This window comes from Bradyrhizobium diazoefficiens (genome assembly GCF_016612535.1).
GTDB lineage: Bacteria > Pseudomonadota > Alphaproteobacteria > Rhizobiales > Xanthobacteraceae > Bradyrhizobium > Bradyrhizobium diazoefficiens_C.
Genome location: NZ_JAENXS010000007.1, coordinates 62,463 through 77,284, shown reverse-complemented (window position 1 = coordinate 77,284; position 14,822 = coordinate 62,463). Strand labels below are relative to the sequence as shown.

Below are 14,822 nucleotides of genomic sequence, written 5' to 3'. Positions count from 1 at the left end.
TGCAATCTATGGATTTGTGGCTGGAAAAAACGATGGCTTCATCGGAGAGGTCCGCCGAACTCGCTCGATGAGAAGATTTAGCACCTACATTATGCGTGCAATCGCGAGCGGATTTCTCCTTACGGTTACGTCAATGCCGTTGCTCGTTTGGAAGTTTACGATATCTCCCGACGACAAATTCCTCTATCTAATGATAATCGTTTGGTTCTCATTATTTGTTTGGGCTTTCCTATCATTCGCTAGGGTCGCATATATTTTCGGTGTCCTTGTCCAGGTTCAAGATAACGATCGAGTCGGTGGTGGATAGTTCTTCGCGAGCTATGCCGACACAGCGTCCTCCTTCTCGCTCCCTCGCCCGACAATCTTTAGTCTCTCGTCTGGCAGTGGTCGCTGTAGGGTCTTGGCTTCATCCCACGAGCCCCGCAACCAAACCTCTCGTTCTTCGGCCGTCGTGAGGATTACCGGCATCGCCTTCGGATGAATCGGCTCGACGACCGCGTTCGGCGCTGTCGTGAGAAATCCAGAAAGGATGAGCGCAAGCTCGGGCGGAAGGGGCGTTAGGAACCTCAGTTTCAAACCGGGATTGGTTGCGTGCCGCCATACCGCCGATTGGCCGGCTGGAAAGGCGGCTCCGGCGCACCGAGTCCCCCGTCACGCGCCGGAGCTACTTCGGTTTATCCTCACAAAGGAGTTGACGCGTCGGGCAAAACACCGGCATAGTGGCATCATCGAAAAGAGTTTGGTTCAGCCCGCGCGGAGCAATCCGCCGCGGGTTTTTGTTTCCATAAACGCAGTTCCTTTTAGGAGCTTCCAATGGTCACGTTGAAGAGAAGTTCTGCTCTGTCTTTCAGCGACGGCATCGGAGATCCAACGCTGGATGACATTCGGGTGTTGGCGAGGAGCAAGACCGAAGCCGCAATCAACGTACTCTCCGCCATCATGTACAAGGAGAGCGCGAACGCGTTCGCACGCGTAGCCGCCGCGAACGCGATTCTTGACCGTGGCTGGGGCAGACCAGTGCAGCCCTTGGCTACCGACGGTGCCCCAATCGAACTGCTGCAGCGGATCGAACGCGTCATCGTGCATCCGAACAATCCTTCGCCGGCCGTTAATCAGATCGAGAGATCCACATCATCCCCGGAGGAATTGCGATGAGCGAGAAAATGCGAGCAGTCCCCGTAGGGCCTACTACCATTCTCCCGGAAAAATCGGGAGCAGCGGTCCGTCGGCTGGCCCCAATGGATGCAGGAGGCACTTGCACATGAACCAGAGACAAAGAACGCGCATGAGGTCGGTGGAGTCGATGACCCGGCGCGTGACGCTCGCGCGAGCGTGAGGATTCCAAGCAGAGTCTCTCCGCGTTCCTGACGTCCTTCTTGCAGCCACGCCGACATCGTTTGACACGTCGGGCAAAACACTGGCAGAGTGGCATCATCGAGATGAGTTGGTCGAGCCCGCGCGGGATGATCCGCAGCGGGTTTTTTCATGTCGCTGCGGAATTGCAACGTCGCGATCAGATTGCATTTCAGATTTGACACGTCGGGCAAAACACCGGCAGAATGACATCATCGAAACGAGTTTGTCAGGCCCGCGCGGAAGCATCCGCTGCGGGCTTTTTCGTTTCGATCTACGGAATCGGACGGCGACCCGCGCAACACGGCCACGCACTTGCTTGATACGCGTTCAGGGAGCGCCGATCGGCGCGCCGCCGTCCGAACCACATTGATTGGCCGTGCACGCGCGAACGTGCCGGCCCGCGGCGCGAGCCATTCGCTCGCGCCGCCGCGGTCCCCGGAGACGGGGATAAGGTTCGCGCCGAAACGATCGCGCCTCGTCTCGCGATCTGCCGCATTGTTGTTTTCGCTGGAGAGAAGATGACCGTCCATCTGATATCGTTCGCGCTGGCGGGCCTGGTCGCGATTGTGGTGTGGGAGATGTTCGCATGAGCGATGGTCTTGAATACGAGCCGAAGATGGCGGACGTCTACCGGCCTGTCGCCAAGAGGGCGTCGAAGGCGCGAACGCTGACCGAGATCCGGTCGATCGCACGCAGCCATACCCGAACAGCCGTCAAGCTCCTGGTCTGGGACAAGGTCCTTGGCTTTGGATCAACCGATCCGCTGGCGGGGTTTGCGGCAATCACCGCCAATCTCGTCGTCTCCTTCTACTTCGCCAAGCGCGGCTTTGAGAATGTCGCAAGGATCATCAAGCGGTGAAGATACCAGATGACGAAATCAAAGCGATCGTGGCCGAGACGCTGGCCGAGCAGCACAAACTCCAGCAAGACAGCATCGACGCGATCGTGCTGAAGGCCGTGGCATCGGTGCTGGCTTCCTTCGGAATCGAAGACGATGACCGGAGGGAGGTTCGGGCGGATTTCCAGCATCTGCGGCGGTGGCGAAAAAGCGTGGAACAGGCGCAGAGCTACACCTTCAAGGCCGTGATTACGGTGATTGCCACCGGCCTGATGGGCGCCGTCTGGCTCGGCGTGAAGGTCGTGCTGGGCAAGTGAGTTTCTCCCGGCGGTGACGTCGCCGCACAATCCGCAAGGTCATTCCGCTCCAAACGAGCAATCCCATGTACAGAATTCGTATCGTCGATACGTCTGATGATGACGTTGCCGACACCCTGGCTGATCTGCATCGGTTGACGTTCTTCGATGCGGCGGCGATGCCGCAGTTCGACCTCGGTGCGTGGTGGCTCGCCTATCAGGGTAACGATGCGGTCGCCTTCGCGGGTGTTGTTGCGTCCACCTACGCACGCAATTGCGGCTACTTCTCCAGGGTCGGGGTCTTGCAGCGGCATTGGGGGAGGGGACTTCAGCTCAGGCTGATGCGAGCGATCGAAGCGCGGGGGCGGCGCATCGGATGGGACGGCATCGTCTCCGATACCACCGATAATCCGGTGTCTGCCAATAATTTCATCCAGGCAGGCTATCGGCTCTATGAACCCAAGGTGCCCTGGGCCTGGTCGCATACCCTCTATTGGCGAAGGTCGCTTCGCTGAGCTGTGTGTCCCGCGGTGCGGAACGTGGCTTTCGCAACGTAAAGGGGCGCGGTTTTGTTCACCTGCAATGTCCGAGGACCCGGCAGCTTCACCGCTGCCGGGTCCTTTTTGCGTATTGAAGCGTTGTGGCTGAAGCCCTTGCGAAGTCGGCCTCGTCGGGCTTTAAGTTCGCTTGCAGGAAATTCGGCGAGCACAAGCCGTTGTAAGGGAGCCTGAGGATGTCCACCAAGCCTCAATTGCCGGAACGTTCGTCGCGGGCGGCGGGAGCTCCTACCGCACTTGATGGTCTGCTGGTGGTTGATTTCACGCGCGTGGTCGCGGGTCCGGCCTGCACACAGACGCTCGCCGATTTCGGCGCCCGCGTCATCAAGATCGAAAACCCCGATGGTGGCGACGACACGCGCGCCTATGAACATGCCGAGATCGGCGGCGAAAGCGCTGCCTATCTCAGCCTGAACCGTAACAAAAGCGGCATCGCGCTCGATCTTGCCGTGCCGGAGGCGCGTGAGATCGCGCGGGATCTGATCCGCCAAGCGGACGTGGTCGTGGAGAATTTTTCCAGCGGGGTCATGAAGAAGTTCGGCCTCGACTACGAAGCAGTCGCGCCGCTCAATCCGCGGCTGGTCTATTGCTCGATCTCCGCTTACGGACGCACCGGGCCGTTTGCCTCGCGCCCCGGCTTCGACCCCATCACGCAGGCGGAGAGCGGCTTCATGTCGCTCAACGGGTTTGCCGATGGTCCGGCGGTTCGGACCGGTCCGCCGATTGTCGACATGGCAACTGGGATGTCTGCCTGCAATGCCATCCTGCTGGCGCTGTTGGCGCGGGATCGGCTCGGCCGCGGGCAGCACGTCGAGGTCGCCCTGTTCGACGTCGCCATGGGGATGACGGGCTTCTACGGCATGGCTTATCTGATCAACGGCGAGAATCCCGGCCGGTTCGGCAATTCGCCGAGCGGGTCTCCGACCGTCGGTGTTTACGAGGCATCCGATGGCCCGCTCTACATGGCTTGCGCCAATGATCGGTTGTACCGACGGCTGGTGGTCGAGGTGCTGAACCGCCCGGATCTCATCACCGAGCCGCGCTTCGCCACGCGGAAGGCCCGCTCAGAGAACAAGGAGCTCCTGCGTGCGGCCATCGCGGAGGTGTTTGCAACCGACAGCCTCGAGAACTGGATGGCGAAGATGAAGCTGGCCAATATCCCTGTCGGCTATCTCCGGACCGTGGAGGAGGGATTCAATGCGCCCGAAGCGCGCGAACGCGCGCGCCTGAGCCGGATCCCGCATCGCACGGCGCAGTGGGTGCCGAACATCGAGCCACCGATCACGATGGGCCTGACCGGGGCAGTTGATCCCGTAGCCGCGCCGTTGTTGGGCGAGCATACCGAGGGCATCATGCGTGAGACGCTTGGTTACGATGAGCGTCGGATCGCGGCGTTGGCCGAGAAGGGAGCCTTTGGGCCGCGCAAGGGCACGGACGCGGTCTGAAGAGCGTGCCACGATCGCAAGCCGCGTCGTTGCATTGGCTTGATTTGGCGAGGCTCCCGCCGCATAAATGTGTGGAAGCGAGGGACCTGAATGGCGCGTGGTCAAGAGCCGAGCATGGGGCAGCCGGCGGGGATAGACTCCGGCGATCGAGCCTATGCGACGATGATTGCAAGGGTCCGGTCGCTCGTGCCTCAGCTGCGGGAACGCGCGGCTCGCACTGAGGAACTACGGCACCTGCCACCCGAGACCGAGCGGGACCTGCACGATGCCGGCCTGTTCCGCATGCTTCAGCCGAAACGGATCGGTGGCGCCGAGCTCGATTACGTCGCCCTGATCGATTGCGCTGAATTGCTCGGACGGGCCGACGCATCGGTGGCCTGGAATTTCGCCAATCTGGCGAGCCACCACTGGATGCTCGGCATGTTCGAGCACAGTGCGCAGGATCTGGTCTGGGGCCGAGACCCGGACGTGCTGATCGCGTCGTCGTTCATCTTCCCCGCCGGTCGCGCCAGGAAAGTCGAGGGCGGATATCGGCTGCACGGAAGCTGGCCCTTCTCATCGGGAGTCGGCTCCTGTGCGTGGAACATGCTCGCAAGCGTCGTTTCGTCCGAGGACGAGGCTGACGGTATCGAATACCGTATCTTCCTGCTGCCCAAGGCCGACTACAAGATCCTCGATACCTGGAATGTCGCCGGACTGCGCGGCACCGGGTCGTCGGATGTCGAGGTCAGGGATGCCTTCGTGGCCGAGCATATGACGGTCGCCGTGGGCGATCTTGCGGGAGGCGCAACGCCCGGAAGCAAGGTGAATCCCAATCCGCTGTATGCGCTGCCTGTGTTCTCGCTGTTTCCTTATGTTCTCTCCGGTGTTGCGCTAGGGAACGCGCAGGCATGCCTGGACGACTATACCGAGGTCGCGCGTCACCGCATATCGACGTACAACCGCGCCAAGCTGAGCGATTTTCAAAGTACGCAAATCAAGATCGCGGAGGCATCCGCCAAGATCGATGCTGCACGCCTCATCATGCGCTCGGCCTGTATCGAGGCGATGGAGCACGCGCGACGCAACCACGGTCCCGACATGGCGACCAAGACCAGATATCGGCGCGACGGGGCGTTCTCGGTCAATCTGTGCACAGATGCCGTCTCGATGCTGTTTTCGGCGAGCGGAGCACGCGGCCTGTTCACGACGGGGGTGTTGCAGAGGCAATTCCGCGATGCGCATGCGATCAATTCGCACCTCGCATTCAATTTCGATGCGGCCGGAACCAACTATGGACGCGTGGCACTCGGGCTGCCGTCCGAGAATCTCACCTTGTGAGGCCGGCCGATGAATGATCAGCCAAAGCAGCCGGCCGCTCCCGATCCAGCCGACGAATTCGCGAGCGACAGCTCGCGGATTGACCCGCGTGATTTTCGCAACGCGCTCGGCGCGTACGGAACGGGCGTAACGATCATCACAGCGATGGCCGCTGATGGGAAGCCGTATGGTATCACCTGCAACTCGTTCGCATCGGTCTCCTTGAATCCTCCCCTGATCCTCTGGAGCCTCGGAGTGTACTCCTCGAGCCTGACCGTGTTTCAGAGCGCCAGCCACTTTACTGTCCACGTGCTGGGCACATCGCAGCAGGCACTTGCAAACAAATTTGCAAAGTCGTCCGAGGACAAGTTCGCTGGCGTGGACTGGACGCCGGGCCTCGCCAACGCACCGGTGCTTGCCGAGAGCGTGGCCAATTTTCAGTGCCGATCCGTCAATCGCTACTATGGCGGCGATCACGTGATCTTTCTCGGTGCGGTCGAGGCCTATGCCTACAACGCAAACGAGCCGCTGCTGTTTGCGCGGGGGACGTACGGCCGGTTTCTGGCCGACGACGAGCGCAAGAAGTCGTCGTAAGCCGATTCAACGGTCAATAGCCGAGAGTTTGTAGATTTCCAAAGCATCCGCGTTTGCGCCGCGTGCAGCCTTGGCAAGCCTGAAGATCTGTCCCGCGAGGGTCGCCATCGGCACCGGCGTCGACGTCGCCTGGGCAACGTCGGCAACCGTGTCGAGGTCCTTGAGCATCGTCGCGATGTGCCCGAGCGGCGGAGAGTGAATGCCCTGGACCATCCGAGGCACGAACAGCTGAAGCGGGATCGAATCCGCAAAGCCGCCGGCGAGCGCCTCGGGCAGTCGGCTTGCGTCAATTCCAGCATTCGAGGCAAGGCGCGTTGCCTCCGCAAGGACGGCCATTGCGCATCCGACGATGACCTGATTGCAGAGCTTTGTAGTCTGGCCAGCGCCGGTAGGGCCCATGTGGGTGAATCTGCGCGCCATGGCCAGCACGTAAGGCCGCGCCCTCTCGATATCATCGGCTGCACCGCCGGCCATGATGGCGAGCGTACCTTCTTCGGCACCCTTGGTGCCCCCGGACGCCGGTGCATCGATCCAGCTGGCGCCGTTCGCAGCTTTCAATCTCCCGGCCAGCTCACGCGCGGCCTTTGGATGGATCGACGAGAAATCGACCACGAGCTTGCCAGCGCCGGGGGCCGCCGCAAGACCCTCCGGCCCGAAGATGACCTCTTCGACGGCAGCGGCATCCGTCACGCACATGAACACGATGTCGGAATTCGCCAATAGGTCACGAGGCGTGCCCATATGCTTGGCGCCGGCCTCGACAAGCGGAGCTACCTTGCCCTCCGAACGGTTCCAGACGCTGACGTGATAGCCAGCCTTGAGCAGGCGCAGGGTCATCGGCGTCCCCATCAGGCCGAGGCCGAGATAGCCGAGCCTCTCGACGGGTTGCGGGTTTGACTTGCTCGCGTCAGCCATAGGTTGCCTCCTTCTGTCGCGGCGCAGCGTCGCGCGGCCGCTGCGCAACATACACAACACCTCCCGCAGCGAAACTGGGCCGGCTTGCATGGCTTGCCTGAGTGTTTGAACCATGAAACATTTGGGCCGGTCGGGTTGGGTGGCGTCGGTCGACGCCGGAGCAGCGGAGTGGACACGATGCGGGCAGTTTCGAAGTGGATGCTGGCACTGGGGGCTGTGGCGACCATGATTTCGGGGGCTAGCCCCTCATGGGCGCAGCAGACAATCCGCGTCGGCTGGACCATCCCGGCCGAGGAATCCAAATACTGGATGATGCGCAGGCCGGCCGAATTCCCCGATATCGGCAAGACCTACAATATCGAATGGACCCAATTCCAAGGTACAGCGCCGATGACGCAGGCGCTCGCGGCCGGCGCGCTCGACTGCGCGACGCAGGCACCGCTGTCGCTCGCCAACGGCGTGGTCGGCGGCAATCTCAAGGCCTACATCGTGGCCCAGCACGTGTTCGAAAAGCCCGGCGGCTTTTCGGTCTACTGGGCGGTCATGGACGACTCCCCGATCAAAACGATCGCCGATCTCAAGGGTAAGACGGTCGGCATTTCCGTGATCGGCGGCGGTACGCAGGGGCCGTTCAACCTGCTCCTGAAGCAGAATGGCGTCGATCCGGCCAAGGACATCAAGCTGGTCGAAGTCGGCTTTGCCGTTTCGGAAGACGCGTTGCGCCAGGGCCGTGTCGATGCGGTCAACATGAACCAGCCATTTGCGGCGCGAGCGGAGGCCAAGGGCGGCACCCGAAAGCTGTTCTCTTTGTCGCAGGCCATGCCGAACATCGTGCATATCCTGGAAGCCTGCCGTGCCGATTTCGTCGACAAGAACCCGGAGTTGGTCAAGGCCTATGTCCGCGATATCACGTCGGGCATGAAGAAGGCGCTGGCGAACCGCGAAGAGACGCTGAAGGTGGTCAATGAGGTTCTGAAGGCGCCCATTCCGGTTCTTGAGAGTTACCTGCTCAAGGACAACGACTTTGGCCGCGATCCCGGGGCGGCACCGAATTTCCCGGCGATCCAGAAGATGCTGGATATCTATGCGGATACGGGAATGCTTCCCAAACTGGATGTCGCGCAGTTCAAGCATCCGACGATCGTCGCGCCGCTGCAATAAGCTGGCTGTTCGCTGGATCAACGAGGTCGCAATGTCCCGGCTGTGTGCGGGACATTGCATGAAGATGATGCAAGCATGAAGAAGTTGCGATCACGGATAACGACTGACGGTATCGACCGGGCTCCGCACCGGGCCTTCATGCGCGCTATGGGTTTGGATGATGCGGCCATCGCCAAGCCGATGGTGGGCATTGTCAGCATGAAGGGCGAGCAGACGCCCTGCAACATGACTCACGATTTCCAGGTGGCCGCGGCTAAGACCGCGATCGAAGAGGCCGGCGGCACGCCGCGCGAATTCTCAACGATCTCCGTGTCCGATGGCATCAGCATGAATCATGAGGGAATGAAATTCTCTTTGTTTTCGCGCGAGCTGATCGCCGACTCCATCGAGGCCGTCGTTCACGGCCTCGCTTACGACGCGCTGATCGGATATGGCGGATGCGACAAGACGCTTCCCGGCGTCATGATGGGCATGGTTCGTTGCAACATGCCGTCTATCTTCATTTATGGCGGCAGCTCGCTCCCGGGCCGTATCGACAGCCGAACGCTGACCGTGCTCGACTCCTATGAAGCAGTCGGCAGCTTCATGACCGGTGAGATCGACGCTGCCACGCTCGAGCGGATCGAGCGCGCGTGCCTGCCGACCATCGGTGCCTGCGCAGGCCAGTTCACCGCGAACACCATGGGAATGGTGTCGGAGGCGATGGGCTTGACCATCCCCAACGTCTCGATGGTGCCCGGCGTCTATGCCGAGCGCGCGCAGATGTCGCGCCGCGCGGGGCGGCTCGTTATGGAGATGCTGAAGCGTGGCGGACCGCTGCCGCGCGACATCGTGACGCGAAAGTCGCTGGAAAACGGCGCGGCGATCGTGGCCGCGACGGGGGGCTCGACCAACGCCGCGCTGCACCTTCCGGCAATTGCGAACGAGGCCGGCATCGCGTTCACGATCGATGATGTCGGCGAGGTCTTTGCCAGGACGCCGCTGATCGGAAACTTGCGGCCCGGGGGCAAGTACACGGCGAAAGACGTCTACGATATCGGCGGCGCGGCCGTTGTGATCCGCGAGCTGATCCAGGGCGGGTATGTCGATGGCAGCTGCTTGACCATCACGGGGCGTACGCTCGCGGAAGAATACGGCGCGGCAAACGCGCCCGATGGCGAGGTCGTCTACGCGGCCCGCGCGCCGATCATGCCCGACGGCGGTGTTGCAGTGCTGAAGGGCAATCTCTGCCCCGATGGTGCCGTCATCAAGGTCGCGGGCTTGAAGAGTCAGTTTTTTGAAGGCGTGGCGCGCGTCTTCGAGGATGAGGAGGCTTGCGTCGCGGCTGTTCGTGACCGCAGCTACAAGGCCGGCGAAGTTTTGGTGATCCGCAACGAAGGGCCGGTCGGTGGCCCCGGCATGCGCGAGATGCTCGGCGTCACCGCGCTGATCTACGGCCAGGGCATGGGCGAGAAGGTGGCCCTGATCACGGACGGGCGGTTCTCCGGCGCGACCCGCGGAATGTGTATCGGCTATGTGTCGCCGGAAGCATTCGTCGGCGGTCCGCTGGCGCTTGTCCACGATGGTGACAAGATCCGGATTGATGCCGCTGGCCGCCGCATGGACCTTCTGGTCGACGAGCAGGAGCTCGTTGCACGCCGAAATGATTGGAAGCAACGCCCGCCGCGTCATCGCGCGGGTGCGCTGGCAAAATATGCGCGGCTGGTTGGCCAGGCGCCTGGTGGCGCAGTCACGCATCAGGGGCCGGCGGAGTGGCCGTGGTTCGACTGAGTCATCGCGCGTATGAAAATGACGCCCCGTCTGGCAAGTTTCTTGCTAAGCTCGTGTCGCTGATGGAGGACATTCAGCAGATCGGTCGCGTGACGTTCGCGCCTGCGTGAAACGAGAGACGGGATGAAGGTAGTGCCTTCGAGATCGAGCGAATGGGTGAGACCGGTGACGTCACGAAAGCCGGTTTCTGCGATCATCGAAATCGACCGCGTCTCGCAGGTCTTCCAGACCTCGGCGCGCAAGGATCATGTGGCATTGTCGGACATCTCCTTGACGATCGAGGAGGGGGCGTTCGTCTCCATCCTTGGTCCGTCCGGCTGTGGCAAGTCCACGCTGCTTTACATCGTCGGTGGCTTCGTCAGTCCAACCAGCGGCGCGGCGAAGATGAAGGGACAGGCGATTACGGGCCCGGGGCCGGATCGTGGACCGGTGTTTCAGGAATTCGCGTTGTTCCCTTGGAAGACGGTGCTCGGCAACGTCATCTATGGGCCGCGCCAGCAGGGCGTGCGAGCCGCAGAGGCTGAAGCACAGAGCCTAGCTCTGATCGAAATGGTCGGCCTCAAGGGCTACGAGAACTTCTATCCGAAGGAACTGTCGGGCGGCATGAAGCAGCGGGTCGCGCTGGCCCGAACGCTCGCCTATCACCCCGAAGTCCTGTTGATGGACGAACCGTTTGGTGCGCTCGATGCACACACCCGGACACGTTTGCAAAACGACCTCCTGAATATCTGGGAGCGTGACCGCAAGACAGTGCTGTTCGTCACCCATTCGGTCGACGAAGCTGTGTTCCTCTCGGACAAGGTCGTGATGATGTCGAAATCTCCCGGCCGCATTCGCGAAACCATCGATATCGATCTGCCACGGCCGCGGCGCCGCAACGAGCTTTTGCTCGATCCGCGCTATCAAAAATACGTCGTCGATATTGAACGCATGTTCGATGAGGTCGACGAGAGCGGATCATCGTCATGATCTCGCCGGCGGCCTTGACCAGACGCATTGCCCCGGTGCTGGCGTGCATCGGACTGTTGGCGGTGTGGCAGGTTGCATCGCTCGCACTGAAGAGCGACAGCTTTCCAACTGCGGTCGAGGCGATCCGGGCAATTCCGGACATCCTTGGCGACAAGGAATCGTTGATCAACATCCTGGCCTCGCTTCGCCGCATGGCGATTGGGTTCGCTGTAGCGGTGGTTATTTCGATTCCGTTGGGCCTATTGATGGGCCGCAGCCGGTCCGTTGCGGCTTTCTTCAACCCGTTGTTGATGGTGATCTATCCGGTGCCCAAGGCAGCCCTGATGCCGATCATCATGCTGTGGCTCGGCGTCGGCGACATCACGAAGACGCTGGTGATTTTCCTCGGCGTGAGCTTGCCTGTGATCTATCATAGCTTTGAGGGTGCTAAGGCCGTCGAGGAGAAGATGCTCTGGTCAGGCGCGGCGATGGGGCTTTCGCCCATACAGCGCCTCGTCCGGATCGTGTTGCCTGCCGCACTCCCGGAGATTTTGACGGGGTGCCGCACGGGATTGGTGCTTGCGCTGATCACGATGATCACCAGCGAGATGATCGCTCGGCAGTCCGGGGCCGGGAACATCCTGTTCAACGCGCTCGACATGGGCCAATACGACACGGTCTACGCGATGATCATCATCGTCGGCGCGATGGGGATCTCCCTCGATGCGATTTTCGAGCGCGTCCGCGCAAGGCTCGTGCGCTGGTCTGAACCGCAATTCGACATGCCGCTGAGCTTCTCTTGATGTCACGTTCTCTCTCAGCAAACGTCATCTTTGGGCTTGCGCCAATCGCACTGGTCATCGCGTTGTGGCAGGGCCTAGTCTCGTTCGGCTTTGCGCCGACGGTTTTGCTGCCGCCGCCGGGAGTCGTCTTCAGCCGGCTACTCCAGCAGCTCATGACATGGACGTTTCAACAGGAAATCGCGGCGACCCTGATCCGGCTATTCGCTGGCTTCGCGATTGCGGTCGTCTTCGGCGTAGGTATCGGCATCGCGGCTGCAGCCAATCCCGTGGTCAATGCCGTGGTGCGGCCGATCGTGCGGGTGTTGGCGCCATTGCCGAAAGTCGCGCTCTATCCGGCCCTGCTGCTGCTGCTCGGTTTTGGCCACGGATCGAAGATCACGTTGGTCGCGGCGGATGCACTCTTCCCGATTTTGCTGTCCACCTATTACGGGGCGTCGACAGTCGAGCAGAAGCTGATCTGGTCGGCGATGGCGGCGGGAACGCCCCGCTATGAAATCCTCTTTAAGGTGGTCTTGCCGGCGGCGATGCCGTCAATCCTGATCGGCTGCCGGATCGGGCTTGTCATTTCCTGCATCGTGGTGTTTCTGGCCGAGATGATCACGTCGACGGACGGATTGGGGCACGTGCTCGTGACAGCGGCCCGAACGTTCCAAGCCGTCGACATGTTCGTGCCGCTGATCACGATCTCGCTGCTGGGGTTGATCCTGAACGGTCTATTAGGCGCCGTGCGATCGTACCTCTTGCGGGGCTTCCCCGAAGCGTGACCTGACGAACAAGAAACCGGAAGACCGGGAGTGAACCATGCTGGCTGATCGCATCGAGGCAAAATGGATCGACGCGTTTTGCGAAATTTTTGAGCGATGCGCGGTCAAGGCCGGGGACACGGCGGCGATTCTCTCGGAGACGCAGTCGCGCGCGCTGAACGTGCACCTGGCGGAGCTGGCCCTGCTGCGAATGGGAGCGAGGCCGTTTCACGTGGTCATGCCGACGCCGCGCAACCGGAATATCGTTCCAGTTCGCTCAACGGGGGCCAGCGAAGCGATCCAGCGGCTTGGTCCGGTCATCAGCGCGCTTCAGCAGGCAGGCTTCGTGGTGGATTGCACCATCGAGGGCCTGATGCACGCGGTCGAGACACCCGAAATTCTCAAGACCGGCGCGCGCATCCTGGTGATCTCCAATGAGCATCCCGAGGCGCTGGAGCGCATGGTGCCGGATCCGGCGCTTGAGAAGCGTGTTCGTGCGGCGGCAAAGATGCTGCGGGGGACCAAGCGGATGCGGGTTACGTCGAAGGCCGGCACGGCACTCGATGTGGACATGATCGGAGCCTCGACGGTCGGCGTGTGGGGCTGGACCGACAAGCCCGGCACGCTGGCGCATTGGCCGGGCGGCATCGTCGTCAGCTTTCCCAAGAGCGGAACGATCAACGGCACGTTGGTGATGGCGCCCGGCGACATCAATCTCACGTTCAAGCGGTACCTGACGTCGCCGGTGAAGATGATTTTGAAGGACGACTATGTCGTCGAGTTGGACGGCGAGGGTACGGATGCCGCGATGATGCGCGCCTATCTCGCCGCTTGGGGCGATCGGGAAGCTTATGCGGTCTCGCATGTCGGCTTCGGCATGAACCCGGGTGCACGCTACGAGGCGCTGTCGATGTACGATCAGCGCGACACAAACGGTACCGAAATTCGCGCCGTCTCCGGTAACTTCCTGTTCTCGACCGGTGCCAATGAATTCGCCGGCCGTTACACCGCGGGACATTTCGATCTGCCGATGATGGGAACTACCATCGAGCTCGATGGGGTCGCGGTGGTCCGGGAAGGCGTGCTTCAGGACGTCTTCGACTAGTGAGGGTCAAGCACCGGCGGGCGAGCTAGGTCGAAGTGCCGGAGCAGATCGACCATGGCTTGAAGCCGCTTCGCGCGATAGGCATCGACGTCCATCTCTGAATAATCGAGGAAGCCCGCGCCTGTGCGAAGGCCGATCCGGCCCTCGTGCATGTTGCGCGAAACGACGTCTGGCGCCCGATAGCGGTCGCTGCCGAGCGCGCTTTCGAGATAGCGGCTGGCGTAGTACAGAATATCCCCGCCACCCCAATCGATGAACTCGAGCAGCCCGAGCACGGCATAACGGAAGCCGAATCCGTAGCGAATCGCCTTGTCGATCTCCTCGGCACTGGCGACGCCTTCCTCGACCATGCGCGCGGCCTCATTCATCGCGAGCGCCTGGATGCGGGGGACGATGAAGCCTGGTGTCGCAGCGCAGACCACCGGGACCTTGCCGATGCCTTCGAGCAGCGCCTTGACCTCGTCGATGATGGCGGGATCGGTGGCTTTGCCGGGCGATACTTCCACGAGCGGGATCAGATAGGCCGGATTGAGCCAGTGCACGTTGAGGAAGCGGTGTGGGTTCACGATCACTCCGGAGAGATCGTCGACGAGGATGGTCGATGTTGTCGACGCAATGATCGTGTCCGGGCCGACCTGTTTTGAAGCAGCCTCCAGCACCTCACGCTTAAGCTCAACGACCTCAGGAACGCCCTCGAAAACCATTCCGGCACCAGCCAGCACAATGCTGCTCTGACGCGCGGGTACCACCGAGACCCGCGCGATGAGCGGATCAACATCGTTCTCGGTGAGCAGCCCCAGCTTCGACAGGCTGGCAAAGGTCGTCCTGACCTCGCCAAGCGCGTCCGCCTCCAGCCTGGCGAAGTCCTCCGCCGAGCGGGCCTTGATGTCGATCATCGTCACCGTGTGCCCCGCATAAGCGAACGCGACGGCGATGCCTCGACCCATGCGACCGGCGCCGAGACAGGCAATGTTGGCGCGACGGCTCATCGG

At 61.6% G+C, this 14,822-nt stretch carries 15 protein-coding genes and 1 pseudogene; 13 read left to right on the top strand and 3 right to left on the bottom strand.

From position 1 onward, the window contains the following. Window positions 1-318 precede the first annotated feature (318 nt). Window positions 319-522 (bottom strand): annotated as a pseudogene (locus tag JJE66_RS38365) (SOS response-associated peptidase); the annotation flags it as partial. A gap of 291 nt (window positions 523-813) precedes the next feature. Between JJE66_RS38365 and JJE66_RS37025 the strand changes: the two are divergent. The 7 genes from JJE66_RS37025 (at window position 814) to JJE66_RS36995 (ending at window position 6,385) form a co-directional block, all read left to right on the top strand. Then, on the top strand, window positions 814-1,155 hold the full coding sequence (locus JJE66_RS37025) for a hypothetical protein (protein WP_200520727.1): 342 nt from the start codon (window positions 814-816) through the stop codon (window positions 1,153-1,155). An 817-nt stretch (window positions 1,156-1,972) separates the two neighbouring features. Continuing rightward, window positions 1,973-2,215 carry a hypothetical protein gene (locus JJE66_RS37020; protein ID WP_409362873.1) on the top strand — a complete coding sequence of 81 codons (243 nt, stop codon included), beginning with the start codon at window positions 1,973-1,975 and terminating at the stop codon, window positions 2,213-2,215. After that, window positions 2,212-2,511, top strand: a complete 300-nt coding sequence (locus JJE66_RS37015; RefSeq protein ID WP_200520726.1) for a hypothetical protein — start codon at window positions 2,212-2,214, stop codon at window positions 2,509-2,511. Before JJE66_RS37020 ends, JJE66_RS37015 begins: the two co-directional genes overlap by 4 nt. A gap of 65 nt (window positions 2,512-2,576) precedes the next feature. After that, the gene (locus JJE66_RS37010) at window positions 2,577-3,005 is read left to right on the top strand and encodes a GNAT family N-acetyltransferase (RefSeq protein ID WP_200520725.1); all 429 of its coding nucleotides are present in this window, start codon (window positions 2,577-2,579) and stop codon (window positions 3,003-3,005) included. A 218-nt stretch (window positions 3,006-3,223) separates the two neighbouring features. After that, window positions 3,224-4,492 (top strand): CaiB/BaiF CoA-transferase family protein, encoded by a 1,269-nt coding sequence (locus JJE66_RS37005; RefSeq protein WP_200520724.1) that lies wholly within the window; start codon window positions 3,224-3,226, stop codon window positions 4,490-4,492. Window positions 4,493-4,582: 90 nt separating this feature from the next. Next, complete coding sequence (locus JJE66_RS37000) at window positions 4,583-5,812, top strand: acyl-CoA dehydrogenase family protein (protein WP_200520723.1); 1,230 nt, start codon at window positions 4,583-4,585, stop codon at window positions 5,810-5,812. A gap of 9 nt (window positions 5,813-5,821) precedes the next feature. Next, on the top strand, window positions 5,822-6,385 hold the full coding sequence (locus JJE66_RS36995) for a flavin reductase family protein (RefSeq protein ID WP_200520722.1): 564 nt from the start codon (window positions 5,822-5,824) through the stop codon (window positions 6,383-6,385). Between the two features lie 6 nt (window positions 6,386-6,391). Here the strand turns inward: JJE66_RS36995 and JJE66_RS36990 are convergent, their stop codons facing one another. Continuing rightward, on the bottom strand, window positions 6,392-7,300 hold the full coding sequence (locus JJE66_RS36990; protein WP_200520721.1) for an NAD(P)-dependent oxidoreductase: 909 nt from the start codon (window positions 7,298-7,300) through the stop codon (window positions 6,392-6,394). Window positions 7,301-7,477: 177 nt separating this feature from the next. Between JJE66_RS36990 and JJE66_RS36985 the strand changes: the two genes are divergently transcribed. The 6 genes from JJE66_RS36985 (at window position 7,478) to JJE66_RS36960 (ending at window position 13,830) form a co-directional block, all read left to right on the top strand. After that, a complete protein-coding gene (locus JJE66_RS36985) occupies window positions 7,478-8,461 on the top strand; it encodes an ABC transporter substrate-binding protein (protein ID WP_200520720.1) in 984 nt (327 codons plus the stop codon). A 75-nt stretch (window positions 8,462-8,536) separates the two neighbouring features. Then, complete coding sequence (ilvD, locus tag JJE66_RS36980) at window positions 8,537-10,231, top strand: dihydroxy-acid dehydratase (protein ID WP_200520719.1); 1,695 nt, start codon at window positions 8,537-8,539, stop codon at window positions 10,229-10,231. Between the two features lie 123 nt (window positions 10,232-10,354). Continuing rightward, the gene (locus tag JJE66_RS36975) at window positions 10,355-11,200 is read left to right on the top strand and encodes an ABC transporter ATP-binding protein (RefSeq protein WP_200520718.1); all 846 of its coding nucleotides are present in this window, start codon (window positions 10,355-10,357) and stop codon (window positions 11,198-11,200) included. Beyond that, complete coding sequence (locus tag JJE66_RS36970) at window positions 11,197-11,982, top strand: ABC transporter permease (RefSeq protein ID WP_200520717.1); 786 nt, start codon at window positions 11,197-11,199, stop codon at window positions 11,980-11,982. The genes JJE66_RS36975 and JJE66_RS36970 overlap by 4 nt, the downstream gene beginning before the upstream one ends. Further along, window positions 11,982-12,746 carry an ABC transporter permease gene (locus JJE66_RS36965; protein ID WP_200520716.1) on the top strand — a complete coding sequence of 255 codons (765 nt, stop codon included), beginning with the start codon at window positions 11,982-11,984 and terminating at the stop codon, window positions 12,744-12,746. The genes JJE66_RS36970 and JJE66_RS36965 overlap by 1 nt, the downstream gene beginning before the upstream one ends. A 37-nt stretch (window positions 12,747-12,783) precedes the next feature. Next, window positions 12,784-13,830: a peptidase M29 gene (locus tag JJE66_RS36960; RefSeq protein WP_200520715.1), complete on the top strand. Its 1,047-nt coding sequence runs from the start codon at window positions 12,784-12,786 to the stop codon at window positions 13,828-13,830. On the opposite strand, the gene JJE66_RS36955 is transcribed toward JJE66_RS36960, so the two are convergent. Further along, on the bottom strand, window positions 13,827-14,819 hold the full coding sequence (locus tag JJE66_RS36955; RefSeq protein WP_200520714.1) for a 3-hydroxybutyryl-CoA dehydrogenase: 993 nt from the start codon (window positions 14,817-14,819) through the stop codon (window positions 13,827-13,829). The genes JJE66_RS36960 and JJE66_RS36955 overlap by 4 nt on opposite strands. Window positions 14,820-14,822 lie beyond the last annotated feature (3 nt).